This is a genomic window from Arthrobacter sp. NPDC097144, from assembly GCF_044762205.1.
GTDB lineage: Bacteria > Actinomycetota > Actinomycetes > Actinomycetales > Micrococcaceae > Arthrobacter_B.
In genome coordinates, this window is record NZ_JBIWDW010000001.1 from 520,238 (window position 1) to 542,524 (window position 22,287).

The 22,287-nt window shown below is 64.1% G+C and carries 21 protein-coding genes and 1 riboswitch; of the genes, 5 read left to right on the top strand and 16 right to left on the bottom strand.

Annotated features, from left to right (window positions below):
• Positions 1-44: 44 nt before the first annotated feature.
• A complete protein-coding gene (locus tag ACIQXM_RS02420; protein WP_400927044.1) occupies positions 45-1,700 on the bottom strand; it encodes a glycoside hydrolase family 13 protein in 1,656 nt (551 codons plus the stop codon).
• 92 nt (positions 1,701-1,792) lie between these two features.
• Here ACIQXM_RS02420 and ACIQXM_RS02425 point away from each other — a divergent pair, with 92 nt between their 5' ends.
• The gene (locus ACIQXM_RS02425; protein ID WP_400927047.1) at positions 1,793-2,470 is read left to right on the top strand and encodes an NADPH-dependent F420 reductase; all 678 of its coding nucleotides are present in this window, start codon (positions 1,793-1,795) and stop codon (positions 2,468-2,470) included.
• A 71-nt stretch (positions 2,471-2,541) separates the two neighbouring features.
• On the opposite strand, the gene ACIQXM_RS02430 is transcribed toward ACIQXM_RS02425, so the two are convergent.
• From ACIQXM_RS02430 to ACIQXM_RS02485, 12 genes are all read right to left on the bottom strand, one after another.
• The gene (locus ACIQXM_RS02430; RefSeq protein WP_400927049.1) at positions 2,542-3,585 is read right to left on the bottom strand and encodes a zinc-binding dehydrogenase; all 1,044 of its coding nucleotides are present in this window, start codon (positions 3,583-3,585) and stop codon (positions 2,542-2,544) included.
• A 136-nt stretch (positions 3,586-3,721) separates the two neighbouring features.
• On the bottom strand, positions 3,722-4,777 hold the full coding sequence (locus ACIQXM_RS02435) for a zinc-dependent alcohol dehydrogenase family protein (RefSeq protein ID WP_400927052.1): 1,056 nt from the start codon (positions 4,775-4,777) through the stop codon (positions 3,722-3,724).
• 76 nt (positions 4,778-4,853) lie between these two features.
• Positions 4,854-5,267: a YchJ family protein gene (locus ACIQXM_RS02440; protein WP_400927055.1), complete on the bottom strand. Its 414-nt coding sequence runs from the start codon at positions 5,265-5,267 to the stop codon at positions 4,854-4,856.
• Between the two features lie 53 nt (positions 5,268-5,320).
• Positions 5,321-5,623: a hypothetical protein gene (locus ACIQXM_RS02445; protein WP_400927057.1), complete on the bottom strand. Its 303-nt coding sequence runs from the start codon at positions 5,621-5,623 to the stop codon at positions 5,321-5,323.
• Positions 5,620-7,005 carry a serine/threonine-protein kinase gene (locus ACIQXM_RS02450; RefSeq protein ID WP_400927060.1) on the bottom strand — a complete coding sequence of 462 codons (1,386 nt, stop codon included), beginning with the start codon at positions 7,003-7,005 and terminating at the stop codon, positions 5,620-5,622. Before ACIQXM_RS02450 ends, ACIQXM_RS02445 begins: the two co-directional genes overlap by 4 nt.
• A 184-nt stretch (positions 7,006-7,189) precedes the next feature.
• A complete protein-coding gene (locus ACIQXM_RS02455; protein WP_400927063.1) occupies positions 7,190-8,491 on the bottom strand; it encodes an Nramp family divalent metal transporter in 1,302 nt (433 codons plus the stop codon).
• Positions 8,492-8,597: 106 nt separating this feature from the next.
• Complete coding sequence (locus tag ACIQXM_RS02460) at positions 8,598-9,008, bottom strand: plasmid stabilization protein (protein ID WP_400927066.1); 411 nt, start codon at positions 9,006-9,008, stop codon at positions 8,598-8,600.
• Entirely contained in the window at positions 9,005-9,196 is a 192-nt protein-coding gene (locus ACIQXM_RS02465) for a hypothetical protein (RefSeq protein WP_400927068.1), read from the bottom strand. The genes ACIQXM_RS02460 and ACIQXM_RS02465 overlap by 4 nt, the downstream gene beginning before the upstream one ends.
• Positions 9,197-9,226: 30 nt before the next feature.
• Positions 9,227-9,350, bottom strand: a riboswitch (SAM riboswitch).
• A gap of 63 nt (positions 9,351-9,413) precedes the next feature.
• On the bottom strand, positions 9,414-11,237 hold the full coding sequence (locus tag ACIQXM_RS02470) for a dipeptide ABC transporter ATP-binding protein (protein ID WP_400927071.1): 1,824 nt from the start codon (positions 11,235-11,237) through the stop codon (positions 9,414-9,416).
• Complete coding sequence (locus tag ACIQXM_RS02475) at positions 11,237-12,064, bottom strand: ABC transporter permease (protein WP_400927074.1); 828 nt, start codon at positions 12,062-12,064, stop codon at positions 11,237-11,239. The genes ACIQXM_RS02470 and ACIQXM_RS02475 overlap by 1 nt, the downstream gene beginning before the upstream one ends.
• Positions 12,061-13,008 carry an ABC transporter permease gene (locus ACIQXM_RS02480; protein WP_400927077.1) on the bottom strand — a complete coding sequence of 316 codons (948 nt, stop codon included), beginning with the start codon at positions 13,006-13,008 and terminating at the stop codon, positions 12,061-12,063. The genes ACIQXM_RS02475 and ACIQXM_RS02480 overlap by 4 nt, the downstream gene beginning before the upstream one ends.
• Positions 13,009-13,014: 6 nt before the next feature.
• Entirely contained in the window at positions 13,015-14,544 is a 1,530-nt protein-coding gene (locus ACIQXM_RS02485) for an ABC transporter substrate-binding protein (RefSeq protein WP_400927740.1), read from the bottom strand.
• 214 nt (positions 14,545-14,758) lie between these two features.
• On the opposite strand from ACIQXM_RS02485, the gene ACIQXM_RS02490 reads away from it, so the two are divergent.
• The 3 genes from ACIQXM_RS02490 to ACIQXM_RS02500 are packed head-to-tail and all read left to right on the top strand — an operon-like array spanning position 14,759 to position 18,649.
• On the top strand, positions 14,759-15,808 hold the full coding sequence (locus ACIQXM_RS02490) for an extracellular solute-binding protein (RefSeq protein WP_400927080.1): 1,050 nt from the start codon (positions 14,759-14,761) through the stop codon (positions 15,806-15,808).
• A 14-nt stretch (positions 15,809-15,822) separates the two neighbouring features.
• Positions 15,823-16,836 carry an ABC transporter ATP-binding protein gene (locus ACIQXM_RS02495; protein ID WP_400927082.1) on the top strand — a complete coding sequence of 338 codons (1,014 nt, stop codon included), beginning with the start codon at positions 15,823-15,825 and terminating at the stop codon, positions 16,834-16,836.
• 31 nt (positions 16,837-16,867) lie between these two features.
• Positions 16,868-18,649 carry an ABC transporter permease gene (locus ACIQXM_RS02500; protein WP_400927743.1) on the top strand — a complete coding sequence of 594 codons (1,782 nt, stop codon included), beginning with the start codon at positions 16,868-16,870 and terminating at the stop codon, positions 18,647-18,649.
• A 131-nt stretch (positions 18,650-18,780) separates the two neighbouring features.
• On the opposite strand, the gene ACIQXM_RS02505 is transcribed toward ACIQXM_RS02500, so the two are convergent.
• Positions 18,781-18,984, bottom strand: coding sequence for a cold-shock protein (locus tag ACIQXM_RS02505; protein WP_104055094.1), 204 nt, complete (start codon positions 18,982-18,984; stop codon positions 18,781-18,783).
• Between the two features lie 212 nt (positions 18,985-19,196).
• Between ACIQXM_RS02505 and glsA the strand changes: the two genes are divergently transcribed.
• Entirely contained in the window at positions 19,197-21,068 is a 1,872-nt protein-coding gene (glsA, locus tag ACIQXM_RS02510) for a glutaminase A (RefSeq protein ID WP_400927087.1), read from the top strand.
• Between the two features lie 161 nt (positions 21,069-21,229).
• Here glsA and ACIQXM_RS02515 read toward each other — a convergent pair whose 3' ends face one another.
• Positions 21,230-21,433: a cold-shock protein gene (locus ACIQXM_RS02515; RefSeq protein ID WP_104055090.1), complete on the bottom strand. Its 204-nt coding sequence runs from the start codon at positions 21,431-21,433 to the stop codon at positions 21,230-21,232.
• A gap of 205 nt (positions 21,434-21,638) precedes the next feature.
• Positions 21,639-22,187 (bottom strand): DUF421 domain-containing protein, encoded by a 549-nt coding sequence (locus tag ACIQXM_RS02520; RefSeq protein ID WP_400927091.1) that lies wholly within the window; start codon positions 22,185-22,187, stop codon positions 21,639-21,641.
• Between the last annotated feature and the right edge of the window lie 100 nt (positions 22,188-22,287).

The window sequence follows — 22,287 nt, forward strand, 5'->3', positions numbered from 1 at the left end:
GCCGTCCTTCCAGCCTAAACCGGCCCTGCGCAGATGGGCAGGGCTTAGGGCACCAGCAGCCAGGCGGACTCGTCGGTTCCCAGCACGGAGCTGATGCCGGGCTCACTCGCCAGCAAAACTTCCCCGGCGGGCAGCGGCAGCTCGTCAGGGCCGAAGTTCAGCAGGCACAGCAGCCGCCCCCGCCGGAAGGCCAGGACATTCTCGCCAAAGTCCTGCCAGCTGATGTGCGGCCCCGGGGAGGACGCCAGCATCCGTCGGCGGGCGGCGGCAGCCTGCCGATACAGCGTGAGGAAGGACCCGGCGTCGTGCTCCTGCTCGGAGGCGGCGTATTTGCTCCAGTCCCGGGGATGCGGGAGCCAGGGGACACCGTCGGTGAAGCCCAGTCCCGGCGCCGCGGCGTCCCAGGGAATCGGCACGCGGCAACCGTCCCGGCCCTTCTCCGTTCCCCCGGTACGTTCAAAGATGGGGTCGCGCAGGGAGGCCGCGGGCAGATCCGGAACTTCCGGCAGCCCGAGTTCCTCGCCCTGGTACAGATAGGCCGCGCCCGGCAGTGACAGGGTCAGCAGCAGGGACGCACGGGCACGGCGCCGGCCCGCGGCGTCGTCGGGCACCGGATGCGTGCCGCCGGTTGCCAGCCAGCGGAGCAGGTCGGTGCCCGCGGGCAGTCCGTAGCGGGTGCGGTGGCGGACGACGTCGTGGTTGGAAAGGACCCAGGAGGTGGCCGCATCCACCTTCGCGACACCGGCGAGTGCTGCGTCGATGACCGTACGGAACGCGTCCCGGTCCCAGGGGCAGCGCAGATAGAAGAAGTTGAAGGCCTGGTCCAGTTCATCCCGGCGGACATACATCGGCAGGCGCTCCAGGCTCACCCCGGCTTCGGCCACGGCCAGGCGCGGCGGATCATACTCATCCAGGATTTTCCGCCACTGCCGGTAAACACCGTGCACCTCGTCCCGGTCCCAGAAGGGATGGTCTTGTCCGTCCGGAGGCGAGAGCAGGGGCGCGGAGTCCGCCCCGAAAGTGTTGCGCAGCGGCAGGTCCAGATCCTTCATCAGCCCGTGCGCCACGTCAATTCGGAAACCGTCCACCCCCAGATCGGACCAGAAGCGCAGGGTCCGTTCGAAGTCGGCCCGGACTTCGGGATGATGCCAGTTAAAGTCCGGCTGTTCCCGGGAAAAGATGTGCATGTACCACTGCCCGTCCGGCACCCGTTCCCAGGCCGGGCCGCCAAACTTGGACTGCCAGTCCGACGGCGGCAGCTCGCCGTTCTCCCCGCCTCCGTTCCGGAAGATGAACTTTTCCCGTTCCGGAGAGCCGGGGCCCGCGGCCAGTGCTGCCTGAAAGTCCGGATGCTGGTCGGAGCAGTGGTTCGGCACAATGTCCACGATCATCCGGATGTTCCGCTCGTGCGCGGCGTCCAGCAGCTGCCTGAAATCCGCCAGGGTGCCGTACATTGGGTCCACGTCCCGGTAGTCGCTGACGTCGTAGCCGCCGTCGGCCTGCGGGGAGGGGAAGAAAGGTGTCAGCCACAGGGCATCAATGCCCAGTCCGGACAGGTAGTCCAGTTTGGCCCTTACCCCGGGCAGGTCGCCGATTCCGTCACCGTTGGAGTCCGCGAAGCTGCGTACGTACACCTGGTAGATCAGCGCGTCCCGCCACCATGGCGCCTCGTTGGGCCGGGTACTGAAGAGATTCTGCACGTGCTGGTTACCCCTTTTTCCTCGTGGGTGGTTGGACCATGAATTGGACGCTTCCCCGGAATATTCTGCCCGCTGCGCGGTTGTATGTGTCCATGAGCACATTAGAGAGCGCCCCATCGGTTCGGTCCATTGGCTTCATCGGCAGCGGGAACATCGGGTCCCAGCTGGCGCGCCTCGCGGTTAAGCAGGGCTTTGATGTCATTCTCAGCAACTCGCGGGGTCCCGAAACCCTGCAGGCCCTCATCATGGAACTCGGCGATCACGCCCGCGCCGCCACCCCGGCAGAGGCGGCCGAGGCCGGGGACGTCGTCGTCGTCTCCATCCCGCTGAAGAACTACCGTGACGTCCCGGTCCGGCCCCTCGAGGGAAAGACGGTCATTGACACGATGAATTACTACCCGCAGCGGGACGGAAACATTGCCGGGCTCGACGACGAATCCACCACCACCAGTGAACTGCTCCAGGAGCACCTTCCGGACTCACATGTGGTCAAGGCGTTCAACAACATCATGGCCGACCACCTGACCACGCAGGGCTCTCCCGCCGGGACGGCCAACCGCCGTGCGCTGCCCATTGCGGGCGACGACGCGGCGGCCAAGGGCACAGCGGCCTCGCTCATCAACGAGTTCGGATTCGACGTGGTGGACGCCGGCCCGTTGTCCGAGGGCTGGCGCTGGCAGCGCGACACCCCGGCCTACGTCACGGCACTGGATGCCAAGGGAATGGAAGAAGCCCTGGCCGGCGCAGTGCGGTACGCGGATATGACCTGATCCCCCGGAGCACCCTGAGCAGCAGAAACCCTCCCGACGAAGCGGCGGGAGGGTTCTGTCCGGTTCAAAAGCTACGGGATCAGCACGAGGCGGATCGGGTTGCCTTCCTTGGCATCAAGGGATTTCACGGCCCGCTCGGCTTCGGCCAGCGGAATGCGCGCACTCACAGATTTGGCGAAGTCCAGGCGGCCCATCCGGGTGAGGTTCACCAGCTGCGGCACGTGGTGCGCCTCGGAGCCGTAATGGCCACGGATCTGCTTGCGGGCATAGGAGAAGCCGGTGCTGTCAGAGATGGTCATCGGCTTGCCGGACAGGCCCACCAGCACCAGGCGGCCGCGCAGGCCCAGGCAGTTGATTGCCTGGGTGCGGACGGCGTCCACACCGGCGAAGTCCAGTGCGACGTCGAGTCCCCTGCCGCCGGTGGCGGCTTTCATGGACTCCGCGAAGTCCCCGGCCATCGGGTCCAGGGCAACGTCGGCGCCGAATTCGAGCGCGCGTTCCCGGGCTTCGGGGAGGGGATCGACGGCGATGATGGGCGCGGCGCCGATCAGGCGCAGCAGCTGGACGCCGTGGGCGCCCAGGCCGCCGATGCCCCACACGCCTACGGCTTCACCGGCGCGGACATCACCGGTGGAGGCAATGGCGCCCCACGGGGTGGACACGGCGTCGGGAATGATGGAGGCCTGGTCGAAGGGGATGTCCTCCCCCAGCGGAACCAGCACGCCGGCAGGAACCACCAGGTACTCGGCCCAGCCGCCGTCGTAATCCACGCCCATGGTGAGCGTTACCCCGTTGTATTCATAGCCGGCCTGGACCACCACGCGGTCACCGGGTGCCACGGAGGTGACGCCCGCGCCCGGGAGGTCCACGGTGCCTGCGACTTCGTGGCCGAGGGTGACCTCGCTGCCCTTGAGGAACTGGGGACGCAGCAGCCCCTGGATCAGGTGGACATCGGACAGGCAAACCCCTGCCGCACCGACCTTGATCCGGACGAACCCCGGGCCGGGATCGGGGATCGGAACTTCCTTCATGGCGAAAGTTCCGGTTTCAACATTGAGACGTCCGGCGATCATGGTGCCGCTGGAAGTGCCGTTGGACGGGGTGCTGTTAGACATTGACAACCTCTTTAGCGTTGAACTGCGGGAGCAGACGCGGCCGCGGTTTCATTATCTGCCCGCGCAGCAACTGCACGAAAATCGGGGCGGGCGGCAACCTGTCCGGTTTCCGCCCGCCCCCTTTTCCGTGCCCGTTCTAGGCCTGCAGGATCACCTTCAGCGCGTTCGTCTCAGCTGCGCGGGAGAACGTGTCATAGGCCTGGATGATGTCGCCAAGCGGATAGCGGTGACTGATGAATTCCTCCGCGGGGAGCTTTCCCTCCGCCACGAGTTTCAGCAGCATGGGCAGGGTATTGGTGTTCACCAGCCCCATACTGATGTCGATGTTCTCAATCCACAGCCGGTCCAGCTCCAGGCTGACGGGTTTCCCGTGCACACCTACGTTCGCTACGTTGCCGCCGGGGCGGACAATGTTGGTGCACATTTCGAAGGTTGCGGGGATGCCCACCGCTTCCACGGCCACGTCCACTCCCCAGCCGTCGGTCTGAGCCATGATCTGCTCGCGCCAATCAGCGTCCCCGGAGTTCACCCCGTGCGTGGCGCCGAATTTCCGTGCCTGCTCCACCCGGTTTGCGTCCAGGTCCACCGCAATGATCTTTGCCGCGCCGTAGAGCTTTGCCGTGGCAATAACCGCGAGTCCCACCGGACCGGCGCCGACGACGGCCACCACGTCCCCGGGTTTTGTTTGTCCGTACTGCACCCCCATCTCGAACCCGGTGGGAAAAATGTCGCTCAGCAGGACGCCGTGCTCGTCGGAAACGCTCTCCGGCAGGAGATACAGGGAAGTATCCGCATAGGGTGCCCGCACATATTCCGCCTGCGTGCCGTCGATCAGGTGGCCGAAAATCCAGCCGATGCCCGCGCTGCCTTCCTCGCCCAAACAGTGCGAGTACAGCCCGTCTCGGCAGAAGATGCAGGATCCGTCTGCGGACACGCAGGACAGGATCACCTTATCCCCCACCTTGAAGTTGCTGACGCCGCTGCCGATTTCGGTAATGGTGCCCACACCTTCATGCCCAAGGATCCGGCCGGGGGTTACGGCCGGGACATCACCCTTGAGGATGTGCAGGTCGGTGCCGCAGATGGTGGTGGAGTCGATTTTTACGATGGCGTCGCGCGGCTCCTGGATAGTCGGATCCGGAACGTCCTTCCATGCTTTTTGTCCGGGGCCTTCATACACGAGTGCTTTCATGGTGTCCTCGCCTGCTCAGACTGATGGGTCCCCTTCAGCGTAGAAGCGGAGGCAGAAGCTGCGGAAGTGCCCCCGCCTATTCGCCGTCCACATAGAGCCAGACTCCGCTGATGCGGACAAATCGGCTGGTCTCCTCCTGAACGCCGCGCCCTGCTTCGTCCCGGAAGTGGGCCCTGAAGCGCACAATTCCCGTCTCGTCCAGCGGTCCGCCGGCGGACGTCTCCACGATGTCCAGTCGGCGCCACTGCAATCCGGCGTCCAGATCGAGGGTTGCGGGCCGGGTGGAGGGGTGCCAGGTTTTCAGCAGATAAGCCTCGTCACGGATGGCGAATGCGGAGTACCGGGAGCGCATTAGTGCCTCGGCGGTGGGTGCGTTCCGGGCTCCGGAGTGGTACTTGCCGCAGCAGGCGGAGTACGTTTCACCGCTCAGGCAGGGGCAGCGTTCATCCGGTGCAGGAACAGAGGGCAGGGCGTCGGAGACTGAAGTCATGAGGCAATTATCCCCGGTCCATCCCTGCGGCGGGGTGCCGGCGGCGGACCCGGTCATTTCTGCAGGGCGAGTTCCGTCTGCAGGTTCAGGCGCACGGTTTCGATGGCCGCACTGATCCGTTCCTGCCGGCGCTCAGAGACTTCCCCGTGCCTGGCTGCCGTCTCCAGACGGGCCGACAACCCAGTCAGGTCTTCCAGCGCTGCTTCATAGTCTCCTGCTGCCGCGGCCTCGGCCACCTCGGCAACCTGGCCCTGCAGCTCCCGGGCGGCGCCCGAATCGATCCCCGGCGCTTCACACCCGGACAACGCGCATGCTGCCAGCAGGGCCGCCGCCGGAATGATGCGCAGGCCTCTCACGGATTGACACTTTCCTGCAATTCCCGAAGGTGCTCACCGAGTTGTCCGGGAACGGCCGGATAGCCCTGGTCCTGCGGAAAAATACCCATCCTGTCCGCGACGGCCATAATGGTCATGGTCAGGACGGCTACGGCTACCAGGCCGAGCAGCGTTCGTCCGGCCAAGACGAGCTTTGACGGCCGCCTGGGAATGGCCAGCGATGCGGCCCGGGCAGCTGCGGCCTGCAGTCTCCCGGGTCCGATCTTGGGCGGCGTCTGCGGCGGAACGAGGAGCAAGGGTCCGGAGGGCAACTTCACCTCCACCGGGTCCGGAAGCGGCACCGGATCCGGGTCCGGGTCCGGGTCCGGAACAATGTCTGCTGCCGGCCCGCAGGCAGCCGGATCTTCCGGGCCGTCCGTCCCGCTGTCCGCGGTTGCCGGCCCGCCGTCGTCGGCTCCGCCGGTCTCAGCACCCGTGTGCTCCCCCGTGTCCTCTGCCTGCACACGGGCTGGGGACTGCACTGGCGCCAGCACATCCAGGGAAGACCAGCGGTACTCAAGCAGCTGGGCGGAGACTTCCGCCGCGGTCGGCCTCTGATCGGGATCGCGGTCCGTCATTGCCTCCAACAGGGAACACCAGTAGTGCCCCAAAGCTTCGGGCACATCAGGGCTGCGGCTGAGCCGGGCAAGGGCCGCTTCCACCGCACTGCCGCCGTATTCAATGCGCCCGGTTACGGCTTCCAGGAGCACCAGGCCAAGGGAGTAGATATCGCTGGAGAAGCCCACGTCCTGGCCGCTGGCCTGCTCCGGACTCAGATAGTTGGCTGTGCCCAGTGTCGCGTTCGCGGCTGTCATCCGGTCGCCGTCCAGCATCCGGGCAATGCCAAAGTCGGTCAGCTTGGCGCGCGGCAGCGTGCCGGCAATGATCGGTGGAAGAAGGATGTTGGCGGGCTTTACATCCCGGTGAATGACGCCGCGGCCATGGATATACGCCAGCGCGCCCGCGAGCTCAGCTCCGATGTAGGCGACGTCCGCGGGGCTGAGGGGATCCTCCTCGCGCAGGCGTTTGCGCAGGTCCGGCCCTTCTACCAATTCCATCACCAGAAAGGCACGGGGTTCGCCGGCTTCGCCGTCGTCCCGGCCGGCGTCGTCCTTGCCGGCATCAAACAGTGTGACCAGGCCCGGATGGGAAAGAGACGCCAGTAAACGCATTTCCGTTTCCTGGCGGCCGACGTCGTCTGGAGCGACGGCGCTGGCCCGAAAGAGTTTCACGGCAATGTCGCGGCCGAGAGCCTCGTCCTGTCCACGATAGACGGTGGCCATGCCACCGTGGCCTATGGGTTCATTGAGTCGGTAACGCCCTGAAATGAGCCTGTTAGGCCCTTCTGACGCGAAACTTTCCATGCTGCAACCTCTTCTCGCCTTTCAAGCGTAGCCGAGGGGGGAACATGGCGTAGATGGCGCAGAACGAGTTTTTTTACCCCCTGCTGAGCACCTCCCGTAAGCGTTGTCTTTGCGCTAAACTGCCCTGCCGCGAAGGACCGCGGCAGGGCAGTTTAGAGGGGAAATTCGTCAGCGGCCAAGAACGTCAGAATGCCTTGATAATGGCGTCCACGGCCTGCTGGATACCCAGCACAATGAACAGCAAAGCCGTGATGCCGAGGGCAAGGTTGGTGTGGAGTTTGTTCGCCCAGGCCTTGGGCACGCGCCGGCCGTTCAGCAGCCCCAGCAGCGTCACGGCCAAGAACGGCATGAACAGCGAACCGAGGACGCCGTAGGCCAGGATCAGCCCAATGGGCTTGCCCAGCAGGAACAGCAGCATGGGCGGGAAGGTCAGCCACAGAAGGTAGAACTTGAAGTACTTTCCGCCCACGCGGGTGTCTTCGTGTCCGGACTCCTTGCCGCGCATGTTGCCCCAGAAGTCCGCGAACATCAGGGAGACACCGTTCCAGACCCCGATGATGGAGGAGAAGGAAGCAGCCCAGAAACCAACCAGGAATCCGGTTCCCACAATGTCCCCGTACTCGGCCTTGAGCACGTCGTAAAGGTCCAGCAGGCCTTCATCGCCGGAGCTGAGGGAGACACCGGCTGAACGGACAACTTCGGCACCGACAATCAGCATGGCGATCACGAAGATGCCGGTCATGACGTACGCCATGGAGTTGTCGATCCGCATGACCTTCATCCACTTGGGCGTGTACCAGCCCTTTTCCCGCAGCCAGTACCCGTACGCGGCCAGCGTAATGGTGCCGCCCACGCCGCCGGCCAGCGCCAGCGTGTAGACCACTCCGCCTTCGGGAATCAGCGGCACCAGCCCGGACAACATCTCCGGGATGTTGGGAGCCGCAATGACGGCCAGCCCCACCACGGTGACGAACATGATGCCCACCAGGGCGGCAGTGATCTTTTCAAAGGTGGCGTACCTGCCGAACCACACCATGCCCAGGCCGGCCAGGCCCATGAGGATCGCAAAGACCCACAGATCGACGGCGGGGAACAGTGCTGCCAGCGGCAGGGCCGCGGAGGACATGGCGGTGGCTCCGTATACGAAGCCCCAGATCATGATGTAGGGACCGAAGTACCAGGTGGTCCATTTTCCGAGCGAGCGCCAGCCCTCGAAAATGGTCTTGCCGGTGGCGAGCGTGTAGCGGCCGGCGCCCTCCACCAGGATGATCTTAAGGATTACGCCGAGAATCACGGCCCACAGCAGGCCGTAGCCGTACTTGGATCCGGCCACCAGGGTGGCAACCATGTCTGCGGCGCCCACACCGGTTGCAGCCACCACCAGTCCGGGGCCAACGACCTTCCACTTGGCGGGTGCCCCGCCGTCGTCGTCTATCCGGTCGGCGTGCGCGATTCTGGGTCGGGGAATGGTGCCTTCGTCGGCCATGGGCCAGCAATCCTTACGTCAGGGTTTTGGGCAGCCGAAAGCAGGGTGTGCTCTCGGTCACGGGACATAGGCATCTTCTCACGGCCCCTTCGTGAAGCCTGCTCTGTTACCCGCGCTGCACTCCGGGATATTCCTGTGTCCCGGCAGCAGTCCACGGGTTGACGGCGGGAGCTCCGAGCCGGCGGAAATCCTCCGGGCGGTCCGTCACTATGGTCAGATCGCTGCGCAGTGCCGTGGCGGCCAGCACCACCGTGAGTGTGCCGGCATCGCGCTCCAACCCGGCCGAGGCAAGGACAACACCCTGGTCCACCGGCAAAATATGGCACCCGAAACGGTCGGCAAGCTCCTGCAGCCAGGAGCTGTCCGGACAGGGCAGGTCACCGAGCGTCAGCGCCGAAATGAAGATCCGCAGCGAGCTGCGGCAGCGCAGGAAATCCGTCAGGACCTCACTGCAGCGGAAACTGCGGATTTCCGCCAGCACCGGGGTATCCAGCAAGAGCCCCGACTGCCCGTTCATTCGCGGTGCCCGGTTCCGGCGAGCAGGAATTCGAGGAACTCTTCCCGGGCGCGGGTGATGACCTGGTAATCCTGCAGGGACACAGCCCTCGGTTCCAGGCCGGGAAGGGGTTCGTCGTCGTTGCCCGGGCGGCTGCCGGCCGGGCGGTCATTGCGGTGGGAAAGATTGCGGTGGGAGGCATTGTCCATGGGAATGCGGCGCCGCGCGCCGGTCCTTTCAGCGTGCTCTTGCCCGCACCGGGTGCCGTGAGGCGAGTGCAGGCCACTTCTTCATCCGAACCACCCAACGAGCGCGGGGTTGGTATGCGGCCAAGTCGGAGCTTGGCGGCCGCAGTTCTTGAAGCTGTTTGGAAGTATAGCCAGCTCTGCCGGCTCCCCCGCCGTATTGCTGATTATGTCTTCTCGATCAGGCACCCGGGTTGGCGTGCAGGGAGAGCGAGGACGCCACGAGCTGTTTGGTGTAGTCATGCTGCGGCGCGGCATAGACCTGCCCCGTGGCACCGGACTCCACGATGCGCCCCCGGTGCATTACCGCCACTGTGTCGCAGAGGTGCTTCACCACGCCCAGGTCATGGGAAACGAACACGAGCGTGAGCTGGTATTTGTCCACCAGGTCAGAGAGCAGGTTCAGTACCTGCGCCCGCACGGACACATCCAGGGCGCTCACCGGTTCATCGGCCACCAGGATGCGCGGCTCGCAGATCAGGGCGCGGGCTATGGCAATGCGCTGCCGCTGGCCTCCGGAGAACTGGTGCGGGAAACGGTCTGCGGAGTCCTCCGGCAGCCCAACGGCGTGGAGCATTTCAGCAACCCGGGCAGCATGGTGGCGGGCACCGACGGGCTCCCCGGGAAGCAGCAGCGGTTCGGCTACCAGGTCCCGCACCCGCATCCGCGGATCGAGCGATCCCATGGGGTCCTGGAAAACTATCTGCAGCTGCCGGCGCAGCTCCAGCAGCTGGCCTTCCCGGGAGCCGGCCACTTCATTGCCCGCCACCTTCACCGAGCCAGAGGTCGGCAGATCCAGTCCGGCGAGGATCCGCAGCAGCGTGGATTTGCCGGACCCGGATTCGCCCACAATTCCGAACCGCTGCCCCGCGGCCACGTCGAAGGACACGTCCTGGAGCGCCGCAACTTCGGCCGGGGCGCGGAAGAGGGAGCTGCGCCCGCGGCGGTAGGTGCGGTGAAGTCCCCGCACCTGGATCAGGGGTTCGGGCTGGGACTGGTCAGCAGCGGCTACAGAAAGGGCGGCCGCGGGCTGCGGTTCGGGCCCGACGACGGCGGGGGGCACGGCATCGGAAGCGCGCGCGGCACCGGGAACATAACCCGCTGCCGAGGAAACCGTGAACAGCCTGCCGGCGGCATCGGTGGCTTCTAAATCCGAGGCGGCCAGCAGTCCGCGCGTGTAGTCATGCCGTGGCCGGGAAAAGACGTCCGCGGTGGGGCCCTGTTCCACCAGGACGCCCTTGCGCATCACCAGGATGCGGTCGCAAATGCTCGCGGCAACTGCCAGGTCATGGGTGATAAAGAGCAGTCCGCTCCCCCGCCGAGCAACGCCGTCGGAGATCAGATCCAGCATTTGGCGCTGGACGCTCACGTCCAGCGCGGTGGTGGGTTCATCGCAGATCAGCAGGTCCGGGTCATTGGCCAGTGCCATCGCCAGCATGACGCGCTGCCGCTGGCCGCCGGAAAGCTGGTGGGGGTACGCGCGGGCGGCCTCTGCCGGATCCGGAAGCTGGACCGATGCCAGCAGTTCAACACTGCGGGCGTCGGCTGCCCGCCCGCGGGCGGCTCCGTGCCGGGTCAACGCTTCAGCTACCTGCCGCCCCACACGCATCAGCGGGTTCAGGGCACTCAGAGGCTCCTGGAACACCATGCCCGTCCGCCTGCCCCGGATGCGGCTCATCTGCCGGTCGCCGGCACCCACCAGGTCGTGCGGGACGCCGTCAAGGCGGACGGATCCGGTGACGTGCAGGCCTTCGGGCAACAATCCCGTCAGTGCGGCCGCGGTGACGGACTTTCCGGATCCCGATTCTCCGATCAGGCCCACCCGTTCACCCCGGGCCAGGGACAGCGCGAAGTCCTGCACCAGGACCCGGCTCCCGGCCGTGACCTGCAGCCCGGTGACCGTCAGCAGCTGGGCGTGGGCGGCAGGCACCGGCGCAGGCAGGAATGACGGCAAGCCGGTTGGGCGGCCGTTGGCAGGACCGGGCACAGAGTACGGCGCGGACATCAGCGTGTTCCGTTCAGTCGGGGATCAAACCGGTCCCGCAGGCCGTCGCCCAGCAGGTTGAAGCCCAGAACCGCCACGGCAATGGCCGCACCGGGCCAGATCGCCAGCGATGGATAGGTGCCCAGGAACTGCTGGGATTCCTGCAGCATCCGGCCCCAGGACGGCACCGGCGGCGGTGTGCCCAGGCCCAGGAAGGAGAGGGCAGCCTCAGCCAGGACGGCCAGTCCGAAGGTCACCGAGCACTGCACCACCACCATTCCGGCTATGTTCGGCAGCACGTGGCGGCGGGCGATCCGCAGACCGGGCTGGCTGGCCGCCCGTGCCGCCAGAACGTATTCGCTGCTCATGACCTGGAGCGTTCCGGAGCGGGCCACGCGGGCAAAGCCGGGGATGGAACCGATCCCGATGGCGACCATCGCCGTCGTCGTTCCCCCGCCAAAGACCGCTCCGAACATGATCGCCAGCAGCAAAGCGGGGAACGCCAGCAGGATGTCCGCGCCGCGCATGGTCACTTCCTCCACCGCTCCTCGGCGCATGCCGGCCAGGACACCAAGCGGTGTCCCGATGAGCGCGGCAATGCCCACGGCCACCAGTCCGACGGACAGGGTAATCCGGGCGCCGTAAAGGATGCCGGAGAAAACGTCCCGGCCGTAGCGGTCGGTGCCCATCAGGTGGGCGCTGCTGGAGCCCTGCAGCCGGTCGGCAGGGAAGGCCCGCAGCGGATCGTAAGGGGTCCAGAAAAAAGAGACCAGCGCCGCCAGCACCACCACCGCCACCAGCACGGCTCCGGCCAGCAGTGTCGGAGAAAGCCTGCGTTCGGAGCTCATGCGCGTTTCCTCAGGCGGGGATCAACAATCGTGTAAAGGACATCAACCACGAGGTTGATGATCAGGGTGAGGGCCACCAGCACCATCACCACGGACTGAACGGTGAGCAGGTCCCGGTTGCCCACTGCGTCCAGGAGCATGGACCCGAGTCCGGGAATGACAAAGACACGTTCAATGACGACGGCGCCGATGATCAGGGCGGCCAGCTGGACGCTGGCGACGGTGAGCACCGGAACCGCGGCGTTGCGCAGCCCGTGCTTGACCAGTGCCTCCAGCTTGCCCAGGCCTTTGGCCCGGGCCGTGCGCAGGTAGTCCTCGCTCATCACTTCCAGCACGGCGGACCGGACGTAACGCGTCAGGACAGCGCCCTGCACCGAGGCCAGGGCAAGCACCGGCAGGGTCACCCGGTGCAGGAAGTCGGCAAAGTCCACACCCGGCGGGGTCCAGCCGTTGGCCGGGAACCAGCCCAGTCCCACGGCAAAAACCACCACGAGCATGATGGCCGCAAGGAAGCCCGGCACGGCCACGCCGAGCTGGCTCAGCCCGCTGAGCAGGACGCCGCTGGGCTTGCGGTGGCGCAGCGCGGCAACGGTTCCGAACGGCACGGCGATCAGCAGCGCAACGGCCATGGCGAGTCCCACCAGGATCAGCGAGACCTGCAGCCGGTCCAGCAGCAGGGGGCTGATGTCCTGCCGGGTGACATAGGAAACCCCAAAGTTCCCGCGGAGCAGTCCCGACACCCAGTCGAAGTACTGCACCGGCAGCGGGCGGTCCGTGCCGAATTCCCGGCGGGTCTGCTCCAGCAGTTCGGGGGTCGCGTTGACTCCGAGGGCTATCTGGGCCGGGTCCCCGGGGATGGCCCGCATGAAGAGGAACACTGCCACAGTGGCCACCAGGAAGGTGACGGCAAAGCGGGCAGCATTAATAAGCAGGCGGATTCCCACGGTCTTTTACTGCCAGCCTACTGAGCCCAGGTCCAGCGCTTCCGTGACGGAGTTGGCCGGCAGGCCGGTGACGCCGGACTTGGCCACCACAATGTTGGGGAACAGGAACAGGACGTCAGCGGCGGCGTCGTCGTTGATGGTGCGGACCACCTTCTGCATGCCGGATACATACCCGGCCTCGTCAGCCGCATCGGCAGCGGCCGCTTCGTCCTTGATCTTCGTGTTGTCATACCCCAGGTAGTAGTTAGGGTTGTTGAACATGGTCAGCAGGTCGCGGCTTTCCACGGCCAGGACCACTGACATGTCGTAGTCGTGGCGGGTGAAGACCTTGTCCAGCCAGACTGCGGGGAACTCTGCGGACTCGATGGTGGCGTTGATGCCCACTTCGGCCAGCTGGGACACCACGATTTCGGATACGGCCGTGGCGTAGGGGCGCGTGGGTACGGTGAACGTGATGTTCAGGTTTTCTGCACCCGCCTCCGCCAGCAGCGCGCGGGACTTCTCCGGGTCATAGGCGTAGGTGCCGAAGAGGTCCTCGTAATACGGGTCGGTGGGCGGCACGGGCGCACCGATGAGTGTGCCGTAGCCGCTCCACGCCGTGTCCAGGACGGCCTGGCGGTCCACGGCGTGGAGCACTGCCTGACGAACGCGCACGTCGTCGAACGGCGGCCGGGCGTTGTTCATGGACAGCATGACCTCGCCGTTGGAGGTTCCTTCGAGGACCTGGAAGGAGTCATCGCCGGTGAAGGTGGGCAGCAGTTCCGGTGCCTGCATGTTGTACACCACGTCAACATCCCCGGAACGCAGGGCATTGGTGGTGGCCACTGCGTCCGCGAAGTAGCGCAGCGTTGCGGTTTCCACCTTGGGTGCTTCACCCCAGTAGTCGGAGCGTGCGGCCAGTTCGATGGATTCGCCGCGGTTCCAGGCTTCCACAGTGAAGGGTCCGGTGCCGATGGCTGTGGAGGCCAGCTCTGCGACGCCGCTTTCATCGAACATGGCGCCCACGGGGGTGCCCAGGTCAAAGAGCCAGGCGTTGGAGGGCCGGGAGAGCTGGATCCGGACCTCGGTGTCGCTCAGGACGGTGACGCTGTCCACGACGTCCATCTTGGTTTTCAGGCTGGAGAGCCAGGCATCGGACTTCACCCGCTCCAGGCTGAACTTTACGTCCTCGGCGGTGAAGGCTTCCCCGTTGGAGAACGTCACCCCCGGCTGCAGCGTGAAGGTGTAGGCGGTGCGGTCGTCGCTGATGTCCCAGGACTTGGCGAGCAGCGGCTGGATCTGTCCGTCCTGGTCGATCTCCACCAGGCCCTCGTACACGTTGGACATCAGCGCCTGCGGAATGGCAGCACCGGCAGTGGTGGTGAAGTCCAGGTTCGCGGGTTCCCCGGTCAGCGCGACAACGACGGCGTTGTCCGGCTGCGCGCCGGCGCCGTCCTGGCCGCTGGACTGCCCGCCGCCTGAACCTGCGGAGCAGGCACTGAGGGTCAACGCTGCCAGCAGCAGGGCAGCCGACGAGCGGACGGGAATTCGACGCATCTGGGGGTCTCCATCGGTGGGGCGGGCGGTGCCCGCGCGGCTGCGGACAGAAGTCCGCGCCAATTGTTGTCCTACATAGTATGGACGCGCTCAGGAACAGAGCGGAAATTGGGGTGTCCGGTCAGCTGGGACAGGTGTTGCCTGACGGGGCCAATGAGGATAGGTTCAGGCCATCGCGGCGCCGGGCCGGGGGGATCTGAAAGGACACGATGACGTGCGCACTAAATTGATCGGAGCCGGGCTGGCAGCAACGCTGCTGCTGACCGCCTGCGGAGGGTCAACGGAATCCAGCAACGAGGGGAGCTCCGAAGGAGCCACGTTGGTGGTCTACACCAACTCGAACTCGGACGGGAAGGGAGATTGGCTGGAGGCGCAGGCCGAGCAGGCCGGATTCAACCTTGAAATCGTAGGCCTGGGCGGCGGAGACCTGACCAACCGCATCATCGCCGAGGGAGGCAACCCCGTTGCGGATGTGGTCTTTGGGTTGAACAACATGTACTTCGAGCAGATCAAGGCCGAAGACCTGCTGGAGCCCTACACCCCTGAGTGGTCCGCCGACGTCGACGAAAGCCTGGGTGACGGTGAGACGTTCTGGCCGATCGTGCAGCAGGGCATCGTGCTGGCGTACAACACTGCCGCCGTTCCGGAAGCCGAGGCACCGGCTGACTGGACCGATCTGTGGGCCGATGACCGGTTCAAGGGGCGGTATGAATCCGTCAGCACCCTGGCCGGTGCCACGCAGCAGATCGTGATGGCCGGCATCCTGACCCGTTACCGGGACGATTCGGGTGACCTGGGCATTTCGGATGAAGGCTGGGAGCAGGTCCGCGGTTACTTCGAAAACGGGTCCAAGGCCGTGGAAGGCGAGGACCTCTTTGCCCGCATGGCTGCCGGCTCCGTGGACATGGGGCAGATGACCATCAGCGGCATTCCTGCCCGTGAAGAGCAGTACGGCGTAACTGCCGGGGTCATGGCACCGGAGGACGGTGTCCCCTATGCCGTGGAGCAGGTGGGCATCATCAAGGGCACGGACAAGAAGGAAGAGGTGGAGCGCTTCATTAACTGGTTTGGCAGCGGTGAAGTCCAGGGCGACTTTGCCGCCGAATTCGCCAGCCTCCCCGCCAACCAAAAAGCGCTGGAAAAGACGGATCCCGAGGTCCTCACGTCATATGAGGCCATTCCCCCGCAGGAGCTGGACTGGTTGTTCATCCGGGACAACATCTCCCAGTGGGTGGAGAAAATCGAGCTCGAATACATGCCCTGACAGGACAAAGACCAATGATCCGGTACGAAAACATTGAAGTGACATTCGACGACTTCGTGGCCATACCGCACCTGGACCTGGAGATCCGCGAGGGCGATTTCTTCACCCTCCTGGGACCATCGGGGTGCGGAAAGACAACGGCGCTGCGCACGCTGGCAGGCTTCATCAGCCCCAGCGGCGGCGATGTCTTTGTTGACGGCAAACGAGTTACGCACCTCTCCAGTGACAAGCGCAGCATTGGCATGGTCTTCCAGAATTACGCGCTCTTTCCGAGCATGAATGTGTGGGAGAACATCGCCTTCGGGCTGAAGGTCCGCAAGGAGTCAAAATCCGATACGGCACGGCTGGTGGCTGACATTGCGGACCAAATGGAACTCAGCGACGAGCAGCTGCACAAGAACGTGTCGGAGCTCTCGGGCGGGCAGCAGCAGCGGGTTGCCATTGCCCGTGCCCTGGTCCTGAAGCCCAAGATCCTGTTGCTGGATGAGCCGCTGTCCAACCTGGATGCCAAGCTGCGCGTTCAGCTGCGCGGTCAGCTCAAGGACCTGCAGAGCCAATTCGGCATCACCACCGTGTATGTCACCCATGATCAGGACGAGGCACTGACCATGTCAGACCGCATCGCCGTGTTCAACAAGGGTGTGGTGGAACATGTGGGGCCTCCCCAGGAAATCTACGAGCGCTCCGCGACGGAGTTCGTCTGTAATTTCATCGGAGACATCAACGTCCTGGACGAGGAACTGGTCCGCCGCCTGAATGAGCACTCCCCTGCTGCCCTGGATCCGGCCAAGAATTCCTACCTGCGCGTTGAAAAGGTTTCCCTGGATCCGCTCACGGCAGGACCGGGAGCGGTGAAAGTCAACGGCGTGGTGTCCGCCCGCAGCTACCACGGGATGCACAGCCGGTACACCGTGGACGCCGGCCAGAACCGGATCAAGGCCCTGGTCACTGAGAACGGCCTTACCCGCATGGACGTGGGCACCGGAGTGGACCTGTTCATCGATCCCGCCAACGTCCTGCAATATTAGGAATTACGCCGTGAAAACTTCAGTCAAGAGCATGTGGCGGTCCCCTCTGGTGGTGGTGACCTCAGTAGTGCTGGTGTGGTTCATCGGCACGTTCCTGATCCTGCCCAACATCAGTTTGCTGTCCGAAACCTTTTTTCCCAAGGGCGAGTTTTCCGGGCGGGCCGTGGAAAAGCTCCTGAGTTCGGACCGGGCCATGAAGAGCCTGGCCAACAGTTTCATCCTGGCCGTGGTTCTGTCAGTGACTGTGAATGCCGTTGGCATCTTTATTGTCCTGGTCACCCAGTACTTCGACATTAGGGGCGCCCGGATCCTGTGGCTGGGCTATGCCACCACGCTCATTTACGGCGGCATTGTCCTGGTTGCCGGATACAAGTTCATCTACGGCCAGAACGGGTTTGTCACCAACCTTCTGCTGGGCTGGTTTCCGGGGCTGGACCCGGGGTGGTTCAGCGGCTTCTTTGCGGTGGTCTTCGTCATGACGTTTTCCACCACGTCCAACCACATGCTTTTCCTCTCATCTGCCCTGAACAAGGTGGATTACCAGACCATCGAAGCTGCACGGAATATGGGAGCCTCAACGCTGAGGATCCTTTGGCGGATCGTGCTGCCCATGCTGCGGCCAATGCTTTTTGCCATCACCATTCTGGTGTTTCTGGGCGGCCTCAGTGCACTGACGGCTCCGCAGGTGCTGGGCGGGGAGAATTTCCAAACCATCAGCCCCATGATTCTGACTTTCTCCGGAACCTCAACCTCCCGTGACATAGCAGCACTCCTGGCGCTGATCCTGGGACTGGCAACGGTGGTGATGCTGGCCATCATGAGCCGGGTGGAACGCGGCGGCACCTATTTCTCGGTCGCCAAGGTCTCTGCCGGAATGAAAAAGCAGAAGATCGAGAACCCGGTAGCCAACGTTCTGGTGCACATTGCCGCCTATGCGCTGTTCCTGGTGTATTCCCTTCCGATCCTGTTAATTGTGGTCTTTTCCTTCACGGACACCGCCAGCATTTCTTCGGCAACCCTGGCCTTGGACCGCTTTACCCTGGACAACTACATCACGGTGTTCACCGATGAGTCCGCCTTCCGTCCTTTTGCCGTCAGCGTCATCTACAGCGCAGTGGCAGCCGTCGTCGTCGTCCTTGGACTGCTGTTCGTTGCGCGCATGGTCCAGAAATTCCGTAACCCGGTCACCGTTGCAGCTGAATACCTGCTGCACATTCCCTGGATCCTGCCCTCCACCCTGATTGCGCTCGGCCTGATCATGACTTTCGACCGCCCCTCCGCGTTCATCGGCGGCCAGGTCCTTACCGGAACCGTCTGGGTGCTGCTGGCCGCGTACATCATCATCAAGATCCCGTTCACGCTGCGCATGCTCAAAGCGGCCTTCTACTCGATCAGTGATTCCCTGGAGGACGCGGCGGCGATCCTCGGGGCGAAGTCGCTTTATACGTTCCGGCGGGTCCTGCTGCCGATTGTGCTGCCCACTGCCGCGGCCATCACCGCCCTGAACTTCAACAGCCTCCTGGATGACTACGACACCGCGGTGTTCCTGTACCACCCGCTGTATGAACCCCTGGGCATCGTGATCAAGAACAGCACGCAGGGTGAGAACATCAGCGACGCCATGGCCCTGACCTTCGTCTACACAGTGCTGCTCATGATCATCATGGGCGCCACCATGTACCTGGTCTACGGGCGGTCGGTAAGGACCAAGAGGCGACGCCGGGCTGTCGTCCTGCCGGACGCGCCGGCGCAGCCTGCCACCCAGATTCAGCCGGCTCCGGCGCCGGACGGCGGACAGCTGACCAAGCTGTAGGCGGGCGGCTGCCGGACTCCTCCGGCTCACGGACGCGGCCGCAAGAGGGCTTAACGCAGAAGCAGGACGGGAATTTCTTCCCGTCCTGCTTCTTATTCAAGCCGATTCCCGAAGGAATCCAAAGTCTATATTTAGAGGGCCTGGATGTTTACGGCCTGAGGACCCTTGGGGCCCTGCTCGGTGTCGAAGCTAACCTTCTGGTTCTCTTCGAGCGAGCGGTAGCCACTCGAGTTGATAGCGGAGTAGTGAGCGAAAACGTCGGCGCTTCCGTCATCGGGCTCGATGAAGCCGAAGCCCTTTTCGGAGTTGAACCATTTCACGGTACCTGTTGCCATTTTTAATCATCCTTCTAAAGAAACCACCCCCGACCTTCGGGGAGTTTCACGTTGCTGCGCCGTAGACGGCATATTACAGAAAAAGCGGCTGGCCCTTGATGTGGGTTTCGCCGCTTGGACTTCAACATGCGCAACACTGCAACTGCGTCCAGTATACACAGCGCCCCCGGCAGCGTCACCCCTTCCATCCGCCTACTCGTTAGGCTGGATACATGCGTTCCACAGCCCCTGTACCGGCCGAACCGGCCCTGTCCCCTGCACCCACTCCCGCCTCATCCCCCATCGAAAATTACCTCCGGCGGATCCACGCTGAAATCGCCGAGCTGAAGGACGGTAAGCCCTACAGCAACATCCCCGCCATGGCGAACGTGGACCCGGACAACTTCGGCATTGCCCTGGCCACGGCTGACGGCTACGTCTATGAAGTGGGCGACACGCGCAGGGAATTCAGCATCCAGTCCATCTCCAAGCCGTTCACCTATGGGCTGGCCCTGGCTGACAGGGGCATGGAGGCCGTTGATGCCAAGGTGGACGTGGAACCGTCCGGAGATTCCTTCAACGAGATCTCCCTCGCCGAGGGCACCGGCCGGCCGGCCAATGCCATGATCAATGCGGGAGCCCTTACCGCTACTTCACTGGTCCGCAGCGCGGGCGGTGTCACCCGTTTCAACCGCATCCTGAACACGTACTCCGCTTTTGCCGGGCGGCAGCTTTCGGTGAGTGAGCGGATCTACCGCTCGGAGCTCAAGTCCGGCCACCGCAACCATGCGCTGGCCTACCTGCTGCGGTCCTTCGACATCATCGAGTCGGATCCCGCCCCGGTCATCAAGGACTACTTCCGGCAGTGCTCGGTCATGGTCAACACCCGTGACCTGGCCCTGATGGCCGCCACGCTCGCCAACAGCGGCTGCAATCCCCTTTCCGGCGACCAGGTGCTGGACATCGAATCGGTGGAACGGGTTCTGTCCGTCATGGCCACCTGCGGAATGTACGACGACGCCGGCGCCTGGCTTTCCAGCGTCGGCATGCCTGCCAAATCCGGCGTCGGCGGCGGCACCATCGCCGTCCTGCCCGGCCAGATTGGCCTGGCTGTCTATTCCCCGCCGCTGGATGCCCACGGATCCAGCGTCCGCGGCGTGGCCACCAGCCAGCGGATCTCCCACGACATGCAGCTGCACTTTGTCCGCGCCGCCCGCACCGGCCGTTCCGCCATCCGCAACGTCTATGACATCACCGCAGCCCCCTCCGGCATCCGCCGCACGGATGAGGCCGTGGAAGTGCTGCGCGCCCACGGCCACCGCGCCCAGGTCCTGGAGCTGAACGGGGACCTCCTCTTCGCCGGCACCGAATCGGTGGTGCGCGCGCTCTCCAACCTGGACGACGACGTCGAAATGGTGGTCCTGGATTTGAGGAGCGTGGACGAGGTCTCCGAAGTGGCCCTGCGCCTGTTCGCGGATTCCGCAGACATGCTGGCGCAGAACGGCCGCGGACTGGTCCTGGTGGACGGCGAGGGAACGGTTACCAACGATCTGGCGGAACGCGGCCGGGAGGTACCGTCCTTCGTGACCCGCAATGCAGCGGTGGAATATTGCGAGACACAGCTGATCGACGCCTATGGCAGCGAGCTGGTCCTCCCGGACACTATGGAACCCATTGATTCCCCCGCCCTGAACCAGCTGGACCCTCAGGATGCCCGGACCGTCCAGGACCTGATGGAGGAACGCCTGTATGAGGACGGCGATGTGGTCCGCCGCGTGGGCCAGCGTTTTGGCGGGGTGTTCTTCATTGTCTCGGGGGCCATCGACACGTCCATGCCGGCTCAGGACGGAACCCGGATCAAGCTCACCACGCTCGGGCCGGGCATGACTTTCGGTGAAATGGCACTGGCCACGGACAAACGCCAGGAAACAACGGTAAAGGCTAGCGGGCCGGTCCGGCTTAAGGTTCTCACCGCCGAAGCCATGGAGTCCCTCGAAGAGGAAAACCCGCGTCTTGCCGTGGAACTGTGGAAGGCGCTCACACGGGATGCCTACACGCGGGTGGAGCAATACATCCGCGAGAGCGCCCTCCGCGCCCGCGACTAATCCGCACGCAAAAGGCGGCGCCGCAGAAACCTCTGCGGCGCCGCCTTTCCTTAAAGACATGTCCCAGCTCAGGGAAGCTGCTTAAACACAAAAGCAGGACGGGAAACCCGTCCTGCTTTTGTAAGGCAATTCAGTACAAGTACTGAACCGAAGTCTCTAAATTAGAGCGCCTGGATGTTCGTAGCCTGGGGACCCTTGGGGCCCTGCTCGGTATCAAAGCTAACCTTCTGGTTCTCGTCCAGGGACTTGTAACCATTGGAGTTGATAGCGGAGTAGTGAGCGAACACATCGGCGCTTCCGTCATCGGGTTCGATGAAGCCGAAGCCCTTTTCGGAGTTAAACCATTTTACTGTACCTGTAGCCATTTTAATATTCCTTCTGGATTGAAGCAGATCCCGACTTTCGGGTAGCTTCAGTCGCGGTGTTCCTTACCGCTTTTACAGAAAAGCGGCTAGCCCGTTTGGGTTTCGCCACTTGAAATACAAAATGCGCAACAACCAACAACTGAGTAAGACTCTACACGAGATATGGCAGAAGGGGAAACCGGCCCCTCCCGGGGCACGGATGCGCTCATCCCGGCAACAGCAGATGGGCCGGAATACTGTCCCGGTTGGGGATCCTGCGCAGCAGCAGCGGATCGATGAGCTCTCCGCGCCGCAGGACCGAAATGTCGCCGGTGGGCTCCAGGACCACAAGCGCCACTTCCGAGAAGTTGCGAATGCCGGCCTGCCGAAGCTTGAAGTACAGCTCATCCTCCACGATCCTGGCTGCACGCAGTCCGGGTTGCAGGATCTGGTCCCCTGCCATCAGCAGAATCGGCTTGCTGGAAAAATAGGTGCCCCGCTTGCTCCGGCGCAGGACCGCTTCCAAACGGAAGAGCGCAAACATGGTGGCCAGCCCGATGACGCCGGCCGCCAAGGTGGGCGTGTAGCCCAAGACCACGCGCCCCAGCACCGAGCCAAAGGCTATGACAATGGCTTTGTCCATAGTGGACCAGCTCGCCAGCGCCCGCTGGCCCGCCGTCCGGATCAGTATGAAAAAAGCGCCGTAAATACCAATGGCAGACAGGATGACCCAGAGAGCTTCCAAGGGCGTAATTCCGAGGTTATGGGACCACACGGGCGTGCTCCTTAGATGGAGGGCCGGCGCCTTATTCCGGTCCCGGCCTTCAGCCTGCGGGGAGAGGCGGGGTCAACCGGCGCTAGAAAAACTGGAAATG